Source organism: Desulfofustis glycolicus DSM 9705, from assembly GCF_900130015.1.
Taxonomy (GTDB): Bacteria; Desulfobacterota; Desulfobulbia; order Desulfobulbales; family Desulfocapsaceae; genus Desulfofustis; species Desulfofustis glycolicus.
Window position 1 is genome coordinate 15,814 of record NZ_FQXS01000030.1, and the last position, 20,935, is coordinate 36,748.

Consider the following 20,935-nt stretch of genomic DNA (forward strand, 5'->3'; position numbering starts at 1 on the left):
ATGAGCAGCCAGCGACTTCAGAAAAAACGCATTGTTACCGAGCTGTTGCGCTCATTGTCGCCGGCAGAACTGGCGGACAAACTTCGGGCACTTCCGTCGCGTGATGTTATCAATCCGCTCTTCTCCTGCCTCTGCCACCCGGATGAGTTGGTGCGCTGGCGCGCGGTCACCGGTTTCGGCATCGTGGTTCCGGCGATTACCGAGCGGGACCCGGAAGAAGGCCGGGTCATTATGCGTCGTTTTATCTGGATGCTCAACGATGAGTCGGGCGGGATCGGCTGGGGGGCACCGGAGGCGATGGCCGAGGTCATGGCTGCCAGTCAACTGCTCGCCGACGAGTACCTGCACATGTTGGTCTCCTATACCCTGGACGACGGGCCGGAGTTGCACCAGCACGGCAATTTTCTCGAACATGAAATCCTGCAGGAGGGGGTACTCTGGGGCATTTGCCGGGTCGCCCCTTTGTATCCCGAGCAGGTGCTGGCGTTGGGAGTGGCCGACAAGTGCGGCGGCTATTTCTCGTCAGAGCGGAGCGGTATCAGAGCGTTGACCTGTCGTCTCAGCGGACTGCTCGCTCTCTCCCGCTATCGCCGGCAATTGGACGAGCTGACCGCAGATTCGGCGGCTGTTCGTCTCTATGAGGACGGACTGCTGCGGGATTACCGGGTCGCTGATCTGGCCGAGCAGGCGGTGCGAGCCATCGACCGGCATCAGGATGCCAGCAAACCCGGCGGCAGCGATGCCACCGGTTCACCGCCGAGGCAGTAACCGCCGTCGGCACGGATCACGGTGCCGGTGACAAAGCCGGCCTGAACGGCGACAAAAAAGACCAGCTCGGCGATTTCCTCGGGGGTACCGGTGCGGTGCAGCAACGTATGATCGAGCAGATCCCGGCGTTGCCGCTCGGTCAAGGCCTGCCAACCCCTGGTTTCCTCACCGTGCCGGCCGCGCACCAGGCCGAGCATGACCTCGTTGACCCTGACCGCCGGCGCCGCCTCTCTGGCCCATTGCTCGGTGAACGACGCGATGCCGCGATTTGCCGCGCTGTAGCCGTCGTTGAAGAGCAGTGACGCCGGCCCGCAGCGGCCAACCAGGGCCGCAATAGAAGAAATATTCACTACCGAGCCGCAACCACAGGCGGTAAGTAGCGGCAGGGCCCGCCGAAAGAGGAACCATTTGGCCCGCAGGGTCGTTTCGAACTCCAGCTGCCATTGACCGTCGTTCTGCACTGTTTCGTAAGAGCCGTGGACGACGGGCATGCCGCCCCGTTCGATATTGTTGATCAGGTGGTGCAGTCCACCGAGATCGGCGGTCACCGAGTCTATCAACCGGGCGGTGTCGTCAGGGTCGGTCAGGTTGCAGCGGTAGCAGTGAAATCGGTAACCGGCCCCGCTAAACTCCTGCTCCATCTCTGCCGTCGATTCCGGCCAGTCGTGGTGTACCGGCAAGGCCAGGGATGCCCCGGCACCACCGAAGCGGCGGGCGATGGCCCGGCCGACCGGCCGGCTGGCGCCGGGAATAAGCACAATGCGATCACGAAGATTCATGGTGTCACCCATTTGCCGGCGGGTTGGCTGGGTTCAGCGCGTGGGAGAGCAGGGCCAGGCTGTTGCTCAAAGAAAGACCGCCAGCCGTAACGGCAACGGCGCAGCAGAGAACGCTCCTGCCAAACGGCTGGCAAATGATGTCTGAGGCCACTTGGCGGCTGTCGAGAAACCCTTCCAGGGCGCCGTGTTTCATCCAGAGCCGATAGCCGGCGTAGTGGTCTCTGCCGGCCAGCCGTTCGACCAGCGGGATAGCGATGCGCCCGTAGAGTATACCGCCTGGCGTGGCCGACGGACGACTGAAGTCGGCGAGGATCAGTGAGCCGCCGGGGCGGACCATGCGCCGGCTGTTGGCATAGACGGCCAGTGCGGCGGTCGGATGTTTTTCGTGCAGGGAAAACGAGACAATGGCGCAGTCGAAGGTGCCCGGGGCAAAGGTCGCCTGCTCGGAGTCGAGCAGGTGGTAGCTGATCGTCTCGGAACTGCTCTTCTGCGCTTGTTCCAGCATTGCCAGTGAGTTGTCGATACCGCAGAGTTCCATGCCGGGGGCATCGAGCAGGCGTAACTGGTCACCGGTACCGCAACAGACATCAATGACCCGGCGATACCCCTTGAACCGGATGTAGGCAGCAATGTCGCGGCGCACCGGCTGCAGCAGCGGAGAGACGACACGGTCATAGAGCGGGGCGATGGAACGGTAGTGATCAAGGGGCATCGATTGACTCGCGACTCAACAGAAACGATAGATGGCGACGGAATTACGAACCTGCACGGATAGTAAATGGTTGGGCGAGTCTTGCAAAGGGGAAACTGGCCGTATGACCGATAACCGCTTGTCCTTTGGTGGGAGAGACATACAGTATAGTGGGTGACACACCCGTGAATTCAACCGATACAATGTGACATGATACATCGAACGACCGTTTTCTCGATTCTCACCGGACTTCTTTCGCTCCTGCTGTTGACCGGATACGGGCGGGCCGAGATGAAACCGGCTGCATCTCCGGACTGTTTTGCGACCAGCTGGCCGCACGAGACAAGCGAGCTAGCGCCCGATCCAACGGTGCAATTCGGCAGGCTTGCCAATGGGCTGCGTTACGTCGTGCGGCAGCACGACGAGCCGCGCGATCGTACGGCGGCCTACCTCGGCGTTTTGGCCGGTTCGCTTCATGAAGAAGAGCAGGAGCGGGGTTTGGCCCATTTCCTCGAGCACATGTTGTTCAACGGAACCTCCCACTTTCCGCCGGGTACGCTGATCGATTACTTTCAATCGATCGGAATGAGCTTCGGCGGCGATACGAACGCGCTGACCGCCTACGATCGCACCGTCTATAAGATTATTCTGCCCCGGTCGAGCAGAGAAGACCTGGACCGGGGGCTGCTCGTGCTCAGTGACTTTGCCGGCGGCGCTTTGCTGACGGAGGAAGAGGTCGATCAGGAACGCGGGGTCATCATGGCGGAGATGATCGCCCGTGATTCTGCCGGTTTTCGCGCCTGGGTCGACGAATCGGAGTTCACCTTGCGCGGCACACGGCTGGAGCAGAGGATGCCGATCGGTGATCCCGCGGTGCTGCGCCAGGCCGGACCGGCAGAGTTGCGTGATTTCTACGATGCCTGGTATCGGCCGGAGAATATGATTCTGGTGCTGGTCGGCGATTTCGACCCGGAGACGGCCGAGGAACTGATCAAAACCCACTTTGGACCGTTACAGGGCCGAGGCGATCCGCCTCCCTGCCCTGATTTGGGGCGTATGCAGCATGGGGAGATGGAATCATTTTACCATGTGGAACCGGAACTGGGCTACACCGAGGTCGTACTCGAAACGGTGGCAGACAAGGAGGCGCAACCGGATTCGTTTGCGCTGCAGCGTCAGGAACTCTATCGGTTGCTGGCGACGCAGATGATCAACCATCGGCTGGCCAGACTCGTCGAAAACGCCGACTCTCCGCTTCGCTCGGCGGCCTATTCCGACACCGCGCTGCTGGATCGCTTCCGGATCAGCGGTATCAGGGCGAAGACCGACGGGCAGAACTGGCAGGACGCGTTGACCGAGATCGACCGGGTTATTCGCCAGGCGGTGACGTACGGTTTTTCCGAGCAGGAACTGGACCGGGTCAAACGGCAACTGCTCTCCGACCTGGAAAAAGCGGTCCAGACCAGCGACACGACCAGCTCGCAGATCATCGCCCGCCGTCTGCTGACCCAGCTGCAGGCCGACCGGGTGCCCCAGTCGCCGCAGCAGGAACTGGCGCTCTTCGCTCCGGTTGTCGAGCAGGCGACTGCCGACCAGCTGCTTGATGTCGTTCGTGAACGCTGGCAACAGGGCAGTACTCTGATAAAACTGATCGGCACTGCGCAACTACCCGAGGAGACCGCCGAGCAGACGCTGCTCTCCTGCTATCGCTCTCTTCAGGAGCAGGAGGTGGCGGCGCCCGTGGCCGGCCGGCAGCTCGAGTTTCCCTATCTGGTGACAGCGGCGGTCGGTCCGGAGCCGATAGCGACCGAGACCTTCCCTGATATCGATGTGCAGCGGTTTCGCTACGACAATGGCCTGGTGGTCAACGTCAAGCAGACTGACTTCGATAACGAGAGCGTTGCCCTGGCCGTCCATTTTGGTAATGGTCGCCGGAGCTTGCGCAAACCCGGTCTCGACCTGCTCGCCGGAGCCGTGGTCAACGGTTCCGGCAGCGGCCGTTACAAGGCATCCGAATTGCAGGAGGTATTGGCCGGCAGTTCGGTAAGCCATCGCTTTCGTATCGGTGAAGAATCCTTCTCCTGGGAGGGCCGGTCGTTGACCGGTGATCTTGAACTGCTGTTCCAGACCCTGCAGACCGTACTGCGTGATCCCGGGTTCCGCCGGGAAGCATACGACCGGGCGATGAAGAGCTTCGCGATGATGTACCGGCAGATACAAAACGATACCGAGGGCGGCGTACGGCTTCATCTCGAACCGTTTCTTGCCGGGGGAGCGCCGGGTTACGGTTTGCCCGGTTGGCAGGAGTTCTCCGCGTTGACCCTGGAAGATGTGACGGGCTGGCTGGCGCAGCCTTTTAACGAAGCGGTCCTGGAGATATCGGTGGTCGGCGATGTCGCTCCGGAGCAGGTACGGGCGTTGGCCGCCCGCTATTTCGGGACGGGTCACATGACGCCACTGCCGGTTGCAACGGAGCACCAGCCAACCTTTCCGGCCGGCGAGACCCGTGAAGTGGAGATGACGAGCAGCGTCGACAAGGCGGTCGTTCGGTCTGCCTGGTTGACCGATGATTTCTGGGATATTAGTCGTTCTCGGCGGCTGCATGTATTGGCGGCGGTTCTTGAGAACCGGCTGCGGGAGGCGGTCCGGGAACGTCTCGGCGCCAGTTACTCGCCGTTTGTCGCCAGCATGACCAGCCGGGCCTATGATGGGTTCGGCATGATGGTGGCCCAGGTGGTGGTTGAATCAGACCTGGTCGACACGGTGCACACGGAAATTGCGGCGACGGCGGCGTCCCTGCAGACCGAGCCGGTGAGCCCGGAGGAACTCGACCGGGCCAAACGACCGTTGGCCACCTCGCTGAGAGAATCGGTGCGGACCAATGATTACTGGCTCCATTCGGTTTTGTCGCTGTCTTCCCGGCATCCCCGTCAGCTTGACTGGCCACTGACCATGATCGAGGATTTTGCCGCGGTGACCGTCGACGAGGTGAGCGAGCTTGCCGAGGACTACCTGACCTCACAGCGACAGGCGGTCGGTATTATCCGTCCGATCGTAACCGGAGAGGAGCATCTGGCGGAAAAACAGGAAACGGCCGAACTCCCGGTCAATTGACCAGGACCCGGGCGGTGATCGGCTGTTTTCTGACGATGATGGTCGAATAATAGTGCGGCTGGCCGACGATGCGATCGAGCCTGCCGTGAATTTCCTCCGTTCCGGTACCGGCCCGCTCCACCAGCACCGCCTGCTCAATCAGTCCGCACTGCTCCAGCAGCACCGTCAGCCGAGGCAGCACCCGATGCACCTTCATCAGGACGATGGTGTCGAAGCGTTGCAGTACCTCTAGGAGGCGTTCGTCGGAGAAGGTGGCCGGAACGATGGCCACCATCTCGTCGCCGAGGCAGATCGGCGTCGCCAGCGCCGCGGAACAACTGCTCATCGCCGGGACACCGGGAATGAAGACCGTCTTCGTATCGGGTCGGATGCCGCAGAGTGTTTCGTAAAGATAGTAGCCGGTCGAATAGATTGCCGGATCGCCAAGCGTCGGGAAACAAACGCTTTTCCCGTCGTCGAGAAAGTCGAGCACGGTCTGGGCCGCATGGCGCCAGGCGACGAGCACATCTGGCTCCGGCTCCCGGCCGCTGTGGATCTTTTTCATCGGGAAATGGAGTTGGACAATTTCTTTGCCGGCAAGGCTGGTAGCCCCGCTGAGGATCGACAGGGCAGTCGAACGGCCGTTCTCGGAGCCGCAGGGAGAGACGATGACCGGACAGACCGCGGCGGTCTTGACGGCCTTGACCGTGATCAGATCCGGGTCGCCCGGGCCGGTGCCGACGATATAAAGTGTTGCAGTCATTGAATCACCATTGTTGACTTTTGTTTTATGAAAATCAGTTTTGTCCCCAGGCTGGCCGGTTCTGCCGTAGGCTGCATCGCGAAGGCCCGGAGGGCCGGAGAATCAGGCCCGTAGGGCTGCGGACAGGACGTCCGTAGCCGGCGGCCAGCCGATAAGGCCGCAGCGCAGCAGCCGGAGGTAGAATCGGCCAGCCATCCCGACCAAGAGGCCGATTGTATTTGTTCGTGGCGTCTTCCCTTCATCGAAATTCATTTTCATAGAGCAGCCGGTTGATTTGCCGGATGCCTTCGAGCAGCCTGGTGGTCGGCCGCGCCACCAGGGTTTCATCGATCAGATAGATCCGCTCCTCGCGGACCGCCTTGATTGCGCCGAAGCCCGGTTCATCGATGATTTCCTCGACGGTGATACGGTTCATTCGTCCCGATTGGGCCAAAAAAACATCGATCATTTCCGCCTTGGCCAGAATCCGTTCCTTGCTGTAATCGGCAATATTGGTGCCCCGCCGCGGAACCGCATCGTCCGCGACGTTGATGCCGCCGGCCGCAGTCAGACAGAAGATGGCGATTGATGCCGGCGAGAAGGTGCGCATCCGCCGGTGGATTGATTCGAAGTAGACCCGGGGCCGCCGCTTTTCATCAATGGCTGCGACTCGGCGTTTCATCTCTTCGAGTTCGTGCTGAAAAACGCTGATCATCCGGGTTGCCCCGCCTTCGTGGCCGCTGATACGGCCGAGGGTCCGCCAGTAATCGAACAATTCGTCCACCGTCGCCGGCTGCAGGGAGATGACGGTGATCCCGTAGCGTTCCAACTGCTCTACCAGGTTGGCGGCGCTGTGTCGGATCATCGGCCTGATCAGGATGCAGTCCGGTGCGGCGGCAATCAGTTTCTCGGCGGTATCATGGTATGAAAACCGCGCTTTGTCGAGGATGCTTGCCGGGTAGGTGTCGCTGGTTGAGATCCCGAAGAGGGCGTCGCTCGCGCCGATCTCGGCAAGGTTTTCGGTGTGGGCCGGGTAGAGCGAGATGATTCTGGTAAACGGACGATCGATGCGGTGGCGGACGCCGTCGTGGTCGATCAGTTCGAAACCGGCCGCTGCAACCGTCTGAAACATCAAGAGCAGCAGGGCTAGCGTAAGAATTCGCCCGAGAAATCCTGCAGATGGGCGCTTGGCTGGCGCAGCCCCGTGGAGGCACCGCCGCCTGCAGGATCGCCGAACCGGCGATTGATAGTGCTGGTTGAAGGAGATCATTATCGGTCAACGATAGATAAAGCTGATCTGGTTGGTTCGTGTTGCGGTCCGGTACGACTCCGCCTCGATCTCGTAGAGGTCTGCTACCAGTGCCGGCGTGACGATGTCCTCTGTCGGACCGTAACAGCGCAGGTCTCCGTCCTTGAGAACGACGACCTGATCGCAGAAGGCCAGCGCGATATTCAGGTCGTGCATTGCCGCGATGACGGTGCGTCCCTGCCGGACCAGCCGGGCCAGCAGCTTCATGATGGCCAGCGCGTGGTTGATGTCGAGATTGGCGGTTACTTCGTCGAGCAGCAGATAGTCGGTATCCTGGGCCAGCGCGCGGGCGATCATCACCCGTTGTTTTTCCCCGCCGGACAGCTGCCTGACCGATCGATCGCGGAACCGGCCGATTTCCATGGCATCCAGGGCTTGTTCCACCGCGGTATGATCGTCCCTGCTCGGCCGGGCAAAACGCGGGATATGTGGATGCCGTCCCATCAGAACGACATCGAAGACGCGGTAGTCGAAATTGAGCGAAAAGCTCTGCGGTACACTGGTCAGAAGCCGGGCTCGATCCGCTGGGGGATAGTGATCGATCTGCCGCCCGTTGAGCAAAACGGAGCCGCAGGACGGTGTCAGGTGTCCGGCGAGCAGATCGAGCAAGGTCGTCTTGCCGCTGCCGTTCGGCCCGAGCAGGCCATAGAAACACCCGGGTGCCAGATGCAGCGACAGGGCCTGCAGGCCGGCATGGGCCCGGCCGTAGGAAAACCCGGCATCGCAGAGTCGATAGCCCCGATCGTGTTCCATCAGCGCCACCTCGCCAATTGGGTGCGGCGGAAAATGTAGCAGAAAAACGGTCCGCCGATCAATGCGGTCAGCACTCCGATCGGCAGTTCCGTCGGCAGCATGACGCGGGTTACCGTATCGGCGAGCAGCAGCAGGATGGCGCCGCAGAGAAAACTGCAGGGAATGAGCAGCCGGTTGTCGGGACCGAGCGCCATCCTGACGAAGTGCGGCACGATCAGGCCGATAAAGCCGATGATTCCGGAGACGCTGACGCAGGCGGCGGTGGCCAGTGAGGCGACGACCAGCAACCGTTTGCGGACGGCCGGTGAGTCGATGCCGAGTGAGTCCGCGGTCCGGTCGCCAAAGGACATGATATCGAGTTCACGGGCGTGGCCGCCGATCAACAGGCAGCTCGGCAGAACGAGCACGAGAAGCATGGAGACATCGGCCCAGCCGGTGCCGATAAAACTGCCCATGAGCCAGAAAATAATGGCGTTAACCTGTTCGTCGGCGAGGAATTTGATCAGGCTGATACCGGCCGAAAGGATCGCTGAGACAATGATGCCGGACAGAATCAGACTGTTGGAGGAGAGGCGCGTGGACGGGCTGCTCAGGGAAAAGACGACGAAGAGGGTGAGCACCGCGCCGATAAAGGCAAACAGCGGAATGATCAGTGAGCCGGGCAGCGTCAGTCCGAACATCAGCAGCAAAATGGCCAGTGATGCGCCAAAAGCGGCGCCGGAGGAAATGCCGAGGGTGTACGGGTCGGCCAGCGGATTCTGCAGCAATGATTGAAAGACGCAGCCGGCGACGGCGAGCGAGCCGCCGACTAATGCGGCGCAGAGGATACGCGGCAGGCGCACCTCCATGATAACGAAGGGAAAGCTCGGTGTCAGATCGGCCGGCACGGCGGCGCCCAACTGCATGAGCAGCACACTGACGATATCGGCCGGATCGATCTTGATATAGCCCAGACCGGTGGCGGAGACGATCTGCACTGCCAGCAGCGCGGTCAGCAGCAGCGGCAGGATGAGCCGGACGGGTAACCGGCGGCCACTTCTCGGGCTGAGCTGGGTGTGGTCGGATGATGCTTTGGCGGTCATCGTGATGGCCGGCTCCAAAAAAAAAATCCCCGGATCAGAATAATCGATCCGGGGATGCCCTGATTTTCCACGTATCTTTGTCTGGCTTCCTGTTCCACGGGAAGCTTTCGCTTGCATCAGGCAGGTCTTCTGACTTCCGGTTCACCCTACTGGTTGCGCCTTCCCAGCCGATTCAGGCCAGTGACGTCGTGCAACGTTCGTCCCGGTTACAGCGGCGGGCCCGTCTCCGAATCGCACGGAGTTCCCTTTTAAATCGGGTCGAGCGGTTCGACCCGGTACCTGAGTCCGTCCTTCCCTTCTACCGCCTGAACCGGTGTTTGTCAACCATCGGCACGTTCACGCCGAAGCGCACGGTGCTGCCTGACCGATGTGATTCGGTCGATAGGGGAAAACGGCTCAGGTCAAGATGTTGTCAGTGCGATATAGCAGGCCGCGGCGATAATCAGGCTGACGATGCGGAACAGCTGGTTGTAGAAGATGAGTTCGACGGCCAGTTTCGGCTGAAAGATACCGGCGTAGTAGGGAAACTGGTGTCTGACGGCCCGTAGTGGGGAAGACAGGATGTTGCCGATCAGCAGCGCGAAAACGATTTCCCGGTAACTCAGGACATTGTCCTGCAGCAGCGCGCCGGCGGCAGCCAGCCCGGCTGTCAACTCAGCGGCCATATGCAGAGTGATGATACCGATGGCCTGCGGCGAGAGCCAGGGCAGAAAGTCGAGCAGAGAGGCGACACGCTGCTCGAGAAAATCGAAAAATTCGAGCCGGTTCATGACAAAGATGACAATGTAGATCGGCACGGTGAACAGGGCGATCTTTTTCATTCGTTTCTTGAATCGCCGCCAGACTTTTTGCCACCGCTGCCCCCAATCCTGATCTTTTTCCGGGGCCAGAGACAGCGTCGTCAGCTCTTTCGGGGGTGGCAGGAGCAGTCGGCCGACCCCGACAATGGTCAGGGTCCTGAGTAGGGCGGCCAGGAAGGTGATGCCGACATAGATGAAGGCGGCTCCTTTGATCAGCGGCAGGGTGATGACGATCATCGTCGGTAGATGCAGGAAATAGGTGGGCAGACTGTTGAACAGGTTGGCCAGCACCAGTTCTCTTTTGTCGATGTCGCCCCGTTCGTAGGCTTCGGCCAGCATGGTATTGGCCGCAACCCCGGAGACGAGCGCCATCGCAAAGGCCGCCCCGACGTGTTCGGTAAAATGACCCAACCGGATCAGTGGCCGGGCGACGAGGGCGATCTTGCCGGTCCAGTTCAACGACTCGAGGAGGTTGGCGGCCAGCAGCCCGATGGAAATGAACAGCAGTAACCTGAGCAGCGGCAGCACTAATTGACCCCAGAGGATGGGGAGCGAAAAAAGTGTCAGTTCCATGGCGGCGTCACATGGTGGGCGGCAGATTGAGAGACTGTCACAGCAACGTTCCGGGAAGCGGCAGCGTTTTCAGCGTATCGCTGACGGGATAATCCCCGGCGAGGGGAAAAGCTGCAGCATGCAGTGGGCATTGAGACCGTTCGGGTCGTTGAAGAGCAGCAGTTGCTCGGCGGCCGGTTCGATATCCCGTATCAGTCCGGTAAGACCGGTCAGTAGCGGAGATTGCAGTGCGGCGGCCCGGGATTCGCTGCCGATCCGGCGGAAGAGCTGTTCTCTGAGAGAGAGCGGTTCGGTAAGGGTGGTTACCGCATAGTTACCCAGGCCGGCCTTGGCGGCCGCTGCTTTGATGGCCTGGTCGAGGTCGCCGAGCTGATCGACGAGACCGATATCGCGGGCGGCGATGCCGGAATAGACCTTACCCTGGGCAAGCCCTTCGACGGTCTCCTCGGTCATGCCGCGCCCCTCGGCTACGATGGAACGAAACTTCCGATAACCGTTTTCCAGGGTCAATTCGATAGCCTCCTTGATTTCCGGAGCCAGGGGACGACTCAGGTCGAGGCCTCCGGAAAGGTTGGTGGTGCCGATGCCGTCACGGCGGATGCCGAGTCGGGCCAAACTCTCGTCAAAGGTCGGCAGGGCCATGAAGATACCGATGGAACCGGTGATGGTGCTCGGGGCCGCCCAGATTTCATCGGCGTCGGCGGCCAGCCAATAGGCACCCGATGCGGCCATACTGCCCATGGAGACAACGACCGGCTTGCCGGCCTGTTTGAGCTGCAGTAGTTCCTGCCGGATCATTTCCGAGGCAAAGGCCGAACCGCCTCCGCTGTCGATGCGCAGGACCACGCCTTTGACGGCCGGCGTTGTTCGTGCCTGCTGCAGTAATGAGGTGATCGTGTCGGCGCCGATGGTGCCGGTGCTGCTGCGACCCGGCATGATTGCCCCCTGGGCGACGATCAGGGCGATTTCCGGCTGTTCTTCGGCAGCGCCGCGATAAGACGGGTCAACCGTTTTCAGATAGGTGGTGAACGATACCATGCGGGGTGAGCCGTCGGTCGTCGAGTCGGTCAGGGTGGCCAGGTAGCTGCTTGTTTCATGACGGTGGCTGAGCCGGTCGACCAGACCGCTGTCGAGGGCGAGACGGGCCAGGTCGCCGCCGACTTCCCTGAGATTATCCGGGATGCGATTGATATAGGCGGTGATAGCCTCCGGCTGAAGGTCTCGTTGGTCGGCAACGTCGTCAAGATACTGGGCCCACAGGTCGGTCAGCCAGGCCCGTGACTGACTGCGATCTTCCGGCGACATGGAACTCCTGGTCAACGGTTCGGTGGCAGACTTGTAATCGCCCACTTGGAAGACATGAAAGCGGATATTGAGTTTGTCGAGCAGTTCCTGGAAATAAAACCGATAGACCGAGAAACCGCTCAGGTTGACGCCTCCCATCGGGTTGAGCAGAACCGTATCCGCGTGGGCGGCAAGATAGTATTGACTCTGTGTATAATAATCTTCGGCGGCGATTACCTGTTTGCCGCTTTGCCTGAAGCGGGTCAAGGCCGCACCGATTTCCTGCAATTGGTTCAGACCGGCGCCGTCAAAGGATTCCAGGTCGAGCACGAGCGCGACGATGCTGTCGTCGTCCGCGGCTTGATCGAGTACATCGAGAACATCCTGCAGCAGCGTTTCCCGTGGTTGATCGGAGAACCCGAGGAACTCGGAGAGATAGCCGTCGATGGGAGCAGCGTCCTGTTGCTGTTCGACAATGGTGCCGGAGAGGGTGAGTTTGAGGATACTGTCGAGTGGGATGACCGTCTCCGTCGAACGGAACAAGGTCACCGCGAGCAGCGCGATACCGCCGAAGAACAGTAGGTTGAAGACGATGGTCCAGAGCGTCCCGAGAATCTTCGCGAGGACCTTGAAGATGTTAAATATCGATACAAAAAAATCTTTCATGTCAGGACTCGAGTTGGTCGGTGAACCAGAGAGACGTCGTTTTGCTGCCGGAATCTCGATCAACGGCGGGACAGGTTTTAACCTGTCCCCCCCCCTCATCATCAAAACCTCCGGCAGGACCGGCCGGCCCGGGGAGTTCAGCCTGTAGAACCGATTTCCATATAAAAAAAAAGGCAATAGCGAGCGATCCGGGCAATACTGCCGGAGATAATAGCAATCATCGGGGTGCAAGTAAACCCGGTATCTTTGCCGGATCGTCAGTGACTGGGACGGGAGCTTTGGCAATGATCAGCAGCGCCGGACGGGGCGGGAAAGGGCAGGAGGAGCTGGCGGGGGCGGTCGGCCGCGGCCGTCGTCAGCTTGGCAGCGGCTATCCCGAGCAGGCGGACTTTTTTTTGTCCCGCCTCGGTCCGGGCCAGCAGCGGCAGCACGCAGTGGATAATGTCTTCGACCCGGTTAAGCGGCCGGGCAAGGGTGGTCGACCGAGTGATGGTGACGAAGTTTGCGTAGCGAACCTTCAGGGTTACCGTCTGGCAGTAAGTGGAGCGGCTGCACAGAGACCGGCTGACCCGCTCGGCCAGATGGGTGAGTATCTGCTTTATTTGAGTCCGATCCCGGGTGTCTCTGCGGAGCGTTGTTTCGGCGCCGATCGATTTTCTGATCCGTTGGGGTTGGACGATTCGCTGGTCGTGGCCCCGGACGATATGGTAGAAAAACACCCCTTGTTTGCCGAAGTGTTCCACCAGCCGTGGCAGCGACCAACTCAGCAGGTCCGCTCCACGGGTGATGCCGATCCGAGCCATTTTCTCGGCGGTTACCGTGCCGACGCCGTGGAAGGAGGCGATCGGCAGCCCGGCCAGGAAATCGGCGGCCATTTCCGGGGTGATAACGCTGATGCCGTTTGGTTTGCGCAGGTCAGAGGCGACTTTGGCTAGGAACTTGTTGAACGATACGCCGGCCGATGCGGTCAGCCCGGTCTCCTCGTGAATCTGTCGGCAGATCCGGTGGGCGAGCGCGGTGGCGGAGGGTTCACCTTGGGAATTGTCGGTTACATCGAGATACGCCTCGTCCAGCGAAAGTGGCTCGACCAGCTCGGTGTAGCTCCTGAAGATTTCCATGATCCTTGCCGATATCTCGCGATAGCGGCCGAGACGAGGGACGATGAAAATCGCGTCCGGACAGCGGGCGAAGGCGCGAGCACACGGCATTGCCGAGTGGATGCCGAAGACCCGGGCCTCGTAAGAGCAGGCGGCGACAACACCGCGGGAGTCGGGACGACCACCGACCACCACTGGTTTGCCGATCAGTTCCGGGTTGTCAAGTTGTTCGACGGAAGCATAAAAGGCGTCCATGTCGATATGGATGATCTTTCGCGCCACCGATTTTTCCCTCCGTTGCCGGGGCTCAACAAGTGCTGTTCATTATCGTCTCGATCTGCTAGAGTTTCGCCGGTGTCTCGTGGTATCGATAACGACTTGAGAATCTGCTACCGACTACTCTACCATGACCGAACAGAAAAAAAGAGAGATCATCGGCGAGATTTCACTGTTTCAGGGGTTGCCTGACGACCAGCTGGAGACTATTGCGGCGCTGGCTCGGGAAAAGCAGTATGGCCGAGGGGAGACGATATTTTTCGAAGGGGATCCGGGTAACGGGTTTTACCTGATTGCCGCCGGCCAGGTCAAGGTCTTCAAGATGAACCTGCTCGGCAAGGAACATATCCTGCACATTTTTGGTCCCGGTGAACCGATCGGCGAGGTGGCGGTGTTTCATGGCCAGCCGTTTCCGGCCAGTGCCGAGGCGTTGGTGCAGAGTACGCTGCTGTTTCTGCCGCGGCGAGAATTCGTCGAACTGATCGAGGCACACCCGTCCATCGCCTTGAATATGCTGGCGGTGTTGTCGCTGCGTCTGCGGCAATTTACCGCGCAGATCGAGAATTTGTCGCTCAAGGAAGTGCCGGCGCGGCTGGCGAGTTATCTGCTCGTTGCGGCGGAGGAGCAGCAGACCGGCAATGTGGTCAATCTCGACATTTCCAAGGGACAGCTGGCCAGCCTGCTCGGTACCATCCCGGAAACCCTGTCCCGGATCTTTGCTCGGATGAGCGATGACGGCCTGATACGCGTGGACGGCCGCGCCATCACCATCCTCGATCGCCAGGCCTTGGCAGATCGATGAAACCAACGGCGGGACAGGGATCAAGTCGGAATGGCTGGCCGGTCCTGCCTCCGGCTGCTGCGCTGCGGCCTGATCGGCTGGCCTCCGAGGCCGGCAGACAGGCCATCCATTGCCTGACCGCCGGCTGCGGACGTCCTGTCCGCAGCCCTTCGGGCCTAATTCTCCGACCCGCCGGGCCTTCGCGATGCAGCCTCCGGCAGGACCGGCCATCCCTGGGAAGCTGGTTTTTAGGAAAAAAATTCCTGTGGTTCAATAGAACAGCTGATTGATCAGGGGTTCGCTCGGTTCCTTGATGAACTCGCCGCCGCCGTCGGCGGTCTTCAGGCCGAACATGGCGAGCACGTTTTTGTCCATGTAGAGACGATAGGAACGGGCCGCGATGATCGTGGCATCATTGGGGTTGATCAGCCGAGCGGAGATATACATCGTTCGTTGCGCCATCGAGGTGGTGCCGACGAGGATGGCTTGGGCAGGCTGGGATTCTTTCAGCAGGGACAACTGCCGGGACAGGATTGTTTCACCCGATTTCGGCTGAATGACCAGGTCGGGCCGCAATTTGATTTCTTTGACCGTATAGCCAAGCTGGACCAGGCGTGCCGCCAGGTTCTCCTGAAGCACCCTGCCGAAATGGGAAGTCCGCTCCAGCTCATTGTTGTCGACGAAGGTGGTGGTCAACACCGGCAGCTGCGGTTGGCGCGGCAATAACGGCGGAAAGGCCTGGCTGATCAGGTCGTCAGCGATTTCGTTGGCAAAATCGACCAGGTCGACATCCCTACCGAGGCTGCTTTCGAGTCGTGTCTCGTTGAACGCGGCGCAGCCGCTCAGCAACAGGAGCGTCAGCAAAAAAAGGGGCAGCATCATCACACCGCGATACTCTTGCTGCCGGCTGAACGCGAAGCTCGATTGATGGGACATAACACTTCTCCTCAGTAGGGAACCCTGAAAAATTGTCATTTCGCTCAATCTCATCGTTGCTTAATCAAATTTTATCCTCGGAATATCGTGTATATGCCTGTGGTAAAATTTTCTTGCGCGCCTCGATCTTGAACGAGATTCCTAATTTTTCAAGCTTCCCAGTAGTGTGGCGGACATCTTAAATGCCGGTCGTCTCCGCCGGTGCACCGGCGGCAGTTGATTTTGGTTCGTCAAAGATTCCCACAGGTTGTTGCCTGGTGGCCGGTGGCGCAGAACCGGGGGTGCTGAGTGTGATTTGGGCCGGTGCGGTCGTTGTGTTGTAATGCCAGGAATCGGTAGTGTTGATATAGTAGATGCTGGTATCTCGATAGAGATAGGTGTTTTTGGCGATCATCGACGTGGTGATCACCACCTCGAACCGATCGAGGCTGTTATAGGCCGCGTTGAGGGCATCGATGCCGCCGGCCATGGCCATCGCCGCCAGTTCCCAGGGCGCGTTGCGCAACACAATGATACCGGCGGAAATGGACGTCAACAGTCCCGGCCGAATGGTCCGTAATCGGTGGGTATGGTGGTAGACCGGCTGCGCCTTGTAATGCACGACGATGGTGTCTTCGGTCGGTGTGCTGCTGGTCGGCACCCCGAGGGCGACCAGGTTGGTGATCAGCAGATCCCTGAAGGCCTCGTCGAAGACCGATGTCTCGGCCGCCCGACAGGGGGTGTCCTCGTCGCCGCAGGTCTGTCTGACAAAAACCGGAGTGGTGAGAAAATCGCCGAGGATCAAAGCGGTATTGATTTCGCCCGCCACGTCGGCTGCCAGGACGTCCCAGTGATGACCGGCCTGCATTTTCTGCTGGTCGGAATAGACGTAGGGGGCCGGTTCGGGAACCCTGCCGCAGCCGGCAGCCAGCAGGGCCGACAGCGCTGCGATCAGGACAAAAAGCTGTTGCTTCATACCTGCCTCATGGTGACGAGACGGACAACGCCCGGCAGGGGCCGACTCCGTCGCTGATTAATCCTGACTCGGCGAAGGCTCGGGCGGTATCCGAGCCAGCGTAACGCGAATTGCCCGTTCATGTCTTTCTATCGGCTGATTGGCGGAAAACTATAGCAATCCTGAGAAAAACGGCCGGGGTTGGCCATATTCGGCTGCATGGCGGATCCAATACTCAAGGGGAGCTTGAAAAATTCGGGATTTCGTTCCTTGAACGAAATCCCGAATTTTTCAAGCTCCCCTCACTAGCACGTTGCCTGCACCGCACTCCGCGGTTATGGTGATGGTTGGCCGGGTTGCTGTCGTGCCCGTCGCTGTGACAGCTCAAGTTCCGCTGTTGCAGCCAGGCAAGGAAATAACAGGAGCTACACGGGTTGGGCAGCATGTTGGATTTGCATCTTCATTCCAGTCATTCGGACGGCACCATGACGCCGGAGGCGTTGGTCGAGATGGCTCACGGACGAGGACTGGTACTCGTGTCGATCACCGATCACGATACCGTCAGCGGTACCGGTGAAGCCCTGGCCGCAGGGCGAAGGCACGGTGTTCGCGTGATTTCCGGTCTTGAATTGAGCGTGTCCTGGCGCGACTATCACCTGCATCTGCTCGCCTATGATTTCGACTGGCAAAACGATGCATTGCAGAGCGGCTTGAGGGTGCTCCAGGAAGCACGAGCGCAGCGCAACGGAAAAATCATCGATAAGCTTGTCTCTCTCGGTTTGCCGGTGAGTGAAGAAGCGTTGCGCACCTTTACCGGCGGCGGACAGACCGGGCGCCCGCATATCGCCCGGCTCCTGGTCGCGAAGCGGGTGGTAGGTTCGATCGACCAGGCCTTTGCCGGCTATCTGCGCAAGGGCGCCTGCGCCTATGTGTCGCGTTATGTCTTTCCGGCCGATCAGGCCTGTACCCTGATCCACGGGGCCGGAGGGATAGCGGTGTTGGCGCATCCCGGTCAGCTGGCTCTGCCGCAGGACGAGCTAGCCGGATTGCTTGGCGAACTGAAAGAGCAGGGCCTGGACGGCTTGGAGACATTTTACCCGACGCAGCGGGGAAAACAATTGCGGCAATTGCGGGCCCTGGCCGACCGTTTTCAATTGCTGGAAACAGGCGGCTCAGACTATCATGGCGACATCAGACCGGGGACGCGGATGGCCGGCGGTCCGGATTTCAGGGTGCCCGGCGAGATCCTGGCCGGACTGCAACACCGATGGGAAACCGACGAACAGCAGAGCGTGGGAAGCAAGAGCCAATGACCATGAACACGATACTCGTCGTCGACGACGAACCGAACTACCTGATCGTTCTTTCGGAGTTGTTGCGTGACGAAGGCTTTGAGGTCTATACGGCGCCGGATGGCAGGGAGGCGCTGGCCGTCGTCAGGGATGTTGATCTCGACCTGGTGGTGACCGACATGCAGATGCCCGGCATGGACGGGATGGCGCTGCTCGAAGAGATAAAAGATTTCAACAAGGATCTACCGGTGGTGATTATTACCGCCTACGCCGAAATCGACAAGGCGGTGGCGGCGATGCAGGCCGGCGCTTACAGTTATCTGGCCAAGCCATTCTCCAACGACGAACTCATCGTTACCATCAACAACGCCGTCTCCCATTACTCCCTGATTCGTGAAAATACCAGGTTGCGGCGGGAAGTGAAGCAGCGTTCGGGCTTTACCGGCATGGTCGGCAAGAATCCGCGGATGCGCCAGATCTATGAGTTGATCGAGAAGGTGGCGCCGACCCCGGCCTCGGTGTTGATCACCGGTGAAAGCGGTACTGGCAAGGAGTTGGTGGCCAAGGCGATTCATCTCAACAGTCCGCGGGAGCCGTATCCGTTCATTACCGTCAATTGCGCCGCGCTGGCTGAACATCTACTGGAGAGCGAACTGTTCGGTCACGAGAAGGGGGCGTTCAGCGGTGCTGCGGCGATGCGCAAAGGGCGGATCGAGTTGGCTGATCGGGGCACCATCTTTCTCGACGAGATCGGCGAATTTCCGCTGGCGCTGCAATCGAAATTGCTCAGGCTGCTGCAGGAAAAGCGATTCGAACGGGTCGGCGGAACGAGGACTCTGCAGGTCGATGTACGGATCATCGGGGCGACGACCAAGGATCTGAAAGAGGAGGTGCTGCAGGGACGGTTTCGCGAGGATCTGTTCTACCGACTCAACGTCATTCATCTCGCCTTGCCGCCGCTGCGGGAGCGAATGGACGACATCCCGATCCTGGTCAATGGATTTCTTGAAAAATGCGCCGCTCAGCTGGGCTACGACCGGCTGGAGGTTTCTCCGGAGGCGCTGCGGCTGTTGATGAATCTCCCCTGGGAAGGAAACGTGCGAGAACTGGAGAACACCATCGAGCGGGCGGCGATTCTCTGTGACGGTACCGTTATTAAGCCGGAAGACGTCCAGCCGGAATCGGTCTCCTTTGACAAGGACGCCCAGTGGACCCGGGAAATCGACATCCTGCAGATGATCCCCGAATCGGTTCAGCTCAACGACGTTCTCTATGCCGTTGAAGAGCAATTGCTCATGCGGGCGCTGGAAGAAACCGGCTATGTGCAGGCCAGGGCCGCCGAGCGGCTCGGCATCACCAAAAGCCTGCTGCAGTACAAGATGAAAAAATATTCCATCAAAAAGCAGAAGTGACAACTGTCGTCACACCAGGGAATACCAGCCGCGATGCGATACCGGTTGCAGACCGGGTACAGTCGTCGGGCACCGCTCAGGATGCCTGCATGCCGGCGATAAAGGTGTTTGACGACTCGATCGCCTCGCTCATCCGATCGAGCAGCACACCGATTTCCGCCTCGAGATTGGTAAATTCCCGTTGCAGCGACCCGATCGCCTGAGCGTTGAGATTATGTTTGAGAAACAGCACATTGTCTCTGAAGATGTCGAGAACCGGCGCCATGCTCCGCTCCGCCCGGGTCATCCGCGCCATCATCTCCTTGTAGCGAACTTTGGTTTCCTCGAGTTGCCGGCTGCTGTTGCGAGCCAGTTCCCTGTTCTGGTAGAGCGCGATTTCGTCCTGCCACTCGGCGAACAGGTCGTCGGCAACGGCCTCGATCCGATCGATCCGTGATGACACCGTGTCGGCGGCACTGCGGCTCGCTTCATATTCGCCGTTCAGACGATCATAGGACTTTTTCAGGTCGGTCTCCTTGAGCGCGACGACGCTGCCGAATTGCTCCAAGGCGTCTTTGAACTGCTGTTGCGCGTCCTCCTGCGCATTTCGTGCGTCTTCCACCCGGTCGACCATGATATCTCGTTTGTGGATACCGACTTTTTCCATGGCCCGATAATAGGTGCTGCTGCAGCCGGCAGCAAGCAGGAACGCGGCTAGACCGACGATATAAACGGATAGTCGTGAAGGCGAGAGCACGGTGAAACCTCTTCGGAAGTGATGTGGCGGCTCGGCCACGGGGCGGATGAGCGGGCTCCGTTCGGCGGCGGATCGCCAGGGGATACTAACGGGCGCCCCATTTCAGTTTGTTTCTGAGGATAGAAAAATAATCTCTTTTTGTCGAGGAAATCAGCCGCAGTGCATATTCCGAGGTACTGACCTCGAGCACATCGCCCGGTTTCATGTCCCAGACCCGCTGTCCGTCGATAATGACTTTTGCCCGTGACCCGAGGTCGTCGGCCAGAAATTCCGAAGTGATCGTCATCTCCGGCGGCACGATGGTCGGGCGGCTGCTCAGCATGAACGGGCAGATCGGTGTAACCAGGATGGTTTCCAGTTCCGGATGGACAAGCGGTCCCCCGGCAGACAGATTGTAGGCGGTTGATCCGGTCGGGGTGGAAAAGATCAGGCCGTCGGACTGGTAAGTGGTAATCGGGTTGCCGTCGGCCTTGGTTGCCAGGTGCAGCAGACGGTCGATGGCATTCTTGCTGATGACGATATCGTTGAGGGCATGTCGATAATCATGCTGCCGGCCGGATTCGAGCAGCCGTGCCTTGAGCATCATGCGGCGTTCCATGGCGGCAGGGCCGCTGATGATCGCCGCCAGAGCCGACTCACTTTCCTCTTGCGTCAGCTCGGTGAGAAAGCCGAGGTTGCCGAGATTGATGCCGATTACCGGAATATCGTGTCGGGCGGCGGTCTCGGCGACATGAAGCAGGGTGCCGTCACCGCCGAGAATGATCAATAGGTGAAGATCGGCCGACAACTCGTCGAGCACCGTCTCGATGCCTCGCTGCTCCAGCCAGCGGCGCAGGTGGCGGGCATAATCGGCCGCCTGCCGGTCGTCCTTCTTGGCGATGATGCCGGCCCGTTTGATCTGCAGCGTCATGCGATGCCGGCAGACCGAAGG

Annotated in this window: 18 protein-coding genes and 1 riboswitch; of the genes, 5 read left to right on the plus strand and 13 right to left on the minus strand. The window is 59.9% G+C overall.

All coding sequences use genetic code 11. The annotated features are described in order from the left end of the window. Positions 1–768 (plus strand): DVU0298 family protein, encoded by a 768-nt coding sequence (locus tag BUC26_RS18605; RefSeq protein WP_073378492.1) that lies wholly within the window; start codon positions 1–3, stop codon positions 766–768. Here the strand turns inward: BUC26_RS18605 and BUC26_RS18610 are convergent. Both BUC26_RS18610 and BUC26_RS18615 read right to left on the minus strand, forming a co-directional pair. Further along, on the minus strand, positions 711–1,547 hold the full coding sequence (locus tag BUC26_RS18610; protein ID WP_073378542.1) for an SDR family NAD(P)-dependent oxidoreductase: 837 nt from the start codon (positions 1,545–1,547) through the stop codon (positions 711–713). The two genes, BUC26_RS18605 and BUC26_RS18610, sit on opposite strands and share 58 nt — an antisense overlap. A gap of 4 nt (positions 1,548–1,551) precedes the next feature. After that, positions 1,552–2,259, minus strand: coding sequence for a class I SAM-dependent methyltransferase (locus BUC26_RS18615; RefSeq protein WP_073378494.1), 708 nt, complete (start codon positions 2,257–2,259; stop codon positions 1,552–1,554). 189 nt (positions 2,260–2,448) lie between these two features. Here BUC26_RS18615 and BUC26_RS18620 point away from each other — a divergent pair, with 189 nt between their 5' ends. After that, a complete protein-coding gene (locus BUC26_RS18620; protein WP_073378496.1) occupies positions 2,449–5,352 on the plus strand; it encodes a M16 family metallopeptidase in 2,904 nt (967 codons plus the stop codon). On the opposite strand, the gene cobI is transcribed toward BUC26_RS18620, so the two are convergent. The 7 genes from cobI to dinB all read right to left on the minus strand — a co-directional run bounded on the left by cobI (position 5,345) and on the right by dinB (position 13,919). Next, complete coding sequence (gene cobI, locus BUC26_RS18625) at positions 5,345–6,094, minus strand: precorrin-2 C(20)-methyltransferase (protein ID WP_073378498.1); 750 nt, start codon at positions 6,092–6,094, stop codon at positions 5,345–5,347. The two genes, BUC26_RS18620 and cobI, sit on opposite strands and share 8 nt — an antisense overlap. 238 nt (positions 6,095–6,332) lie before the next feature. Beyond that, positions 6,333–7,205: an ABC transporter substrate-binding protein gene (locus BUC26_RS18630; protein ID WP_073378500.1), complete on the minus strand. Its 873-nt coding sequence runs from the start codon at positions 7,203–7,205 to the stop codon at positions 6,333–6,335. Between the two features lie 144 nt (positions 7,206–7,349). Next, entirely contained in the window at positions 7,350–8,135 is a 786-nt protein-coding gene (locus BUC26_RS18635; protein WP_073378502.1) for an ABC transporter ATP-binding protein, read from the minus strand. Continuing rightward, positions 8,135–9,217, minus strand: a complete 1,083-nt coding sequence (locus BUC26_RS18640; protein ID WP_084540766.1) for a FecCD family ABC transporter permease — start codon at positions 9,215–9,217, stop codon at positions 8,135–8,137. The genes BUC26_RS18635 and BUC26_RS18640 overlap by 1 nt, the downstream gene beginning before the upstream one ends. 102 nt (positions 9,218–9,319) lie before the next feature. Further along, positions 9,320–9,515, minus strand: a riboswitch (cobalamin riboswitch). A gap of 103 nt (positions 9,516–9,618) precedes the next feature. Continuing rightward, on the minus strand, positions 9,619–10,590 hold the full coding sequence (locus BUC26_RS18645; protein WP_073378504.1) for a hypothetical protein: 972 nt from the start codon (positions 10,588–10,590) through the stop codon (positions 9,619–9,621). 69 nt (positions 10,591–10,659) lie between these two features. Further along, a complete protein-coding gene (sppA, locus tag BUC26_RS18650) occupies positions 10,660–12,540 on the minus strand; it encodes a signal peptide peptidase SppA (protein ID WP_073378506.1) in 1,881 nt (626 codons plus the stop codon). A gap of 257 nt (positions 12,541–12,797) precedes the next feature. Next, a complete protein-coding gene (gene dinB / locus BUC26_RS18655; protein ID WP_244155903.1) occupies positions 12,798–13,919 on the minus strand; it encodes a DNA polymerase IV in 1,122 nt (373 codons plus the stop codon). Between the two features lie 124 nt (positions 13,920–14,043). On the opposite strand from dinB, the gene BUC26_RS18660 reads away from it, so the two are divergent. Next, positions 14,044–14,715, plus strand: a complete 672-nt coding sequence (locus BUC26_RS18660) for a Crp/Fnr family transcriptional regulator (RefSeq protein ID WP_073378508.1) — start codon at positions 14,044–14,046, stop codon at positions 14,713–14,715. A 249-nt stretch (positions 14,716–14,964) separates the two neighbouring features. Here the strand turns inward: BUC26_RS18660 and BUC26_RS18665 are convergent, their stop codons facing one another. Both BUC26_RS18665 and BUC26_RS18670 read right to left on the minus strand, forming a co-directional pair. Continuing rightward, positions 14,965–15,630 carry a FlgO family outer membrane protein gene (locus tag BUC26_RS18665; protein ID WP_073378510.1) on the minus strand — a complete coding sequence of 222 codons (666 nt, stop codon included), beginning with the start codon at positions 15,628–15,630 and terminating at the stop codon, positions 14,965–14,967. Between the two features lie 178 nt (positions 15,631–15,808). After that, positions 15,809–16,585: a hypothetical protein gene (locus BUC26_RS18670; protein WP_073378512.1), complete on the minus strand. Its 777-nt coding sequence runs from the start codon at positions 16,583–16,585 to the stop codon at positions 15,809–15,811. 422 nt (positions 16,586–17,007) lie between these two features. On the opposite strand from BUC26_RS18670, the gene BUC26_RS18675 reads away from it, so the two are divergent. Then, the gene (locus BUC26_RS18675) at positions 17,008–17,877 is read left to right on the plus strand and encodes a PHP domain-containing protein (RefSeq protein WP_073378515.1); all 870 of its coding nucleotides are present in this window, start codon (positions 17,008–17,010) and stop codon (positions 17,875–17,877) included. Between the two features lie 2 nt (positions 17,878–17,879). Then, positions 17,880–19,268 carry a sigma-54-dependent transcriptional regulator gene (locus BUC26_RS18680; protein ID WP_073378548.1) on the plus strand — a complete coding sequence of 463 codons (1,389 nt, stop codon included), beginning with the start codon at positions 17,880–17,882 and terminating at the stop codon, positions 19,266–19,268. Between the two features lie 76 nt (positions 19,269–19,344). Here the strand turns inward: BUC26_RS18680 and BUC26_RS18685 are convergent, their stop codons facing one another. Both BUC26_RS18685 and BUC26_RS18690 read right to left on the minus strand, forming a co-directional pair. Then, positions 19,345–20,004 carry a DUF2959 domain-containing protein gene (locus BUC26_RS18685; RefSeq protein ID WP_073378550.1) on the minus strand — a complete coding sequence of 220 codons (660 nt, stop codon included), beginning with the start codon at positions 20,002–20,004 and terminating at the stop codon, positions 19,345–19,347. Positions 20,005–20,089: 85 nt separating this feature from the next. Further along, positions 20,090–20,914, minus strand: a complete 825-nt coding sequence (locus BUC26_RS18690) for an NAD(+)/NADH kinase (protein ID WP_073378517.1) — start codon at positions 20,912–20,914, stop codon at positions 20,090–20,092. Positions 20,915–20,935 lie beyond the last annotated feature (21 nt).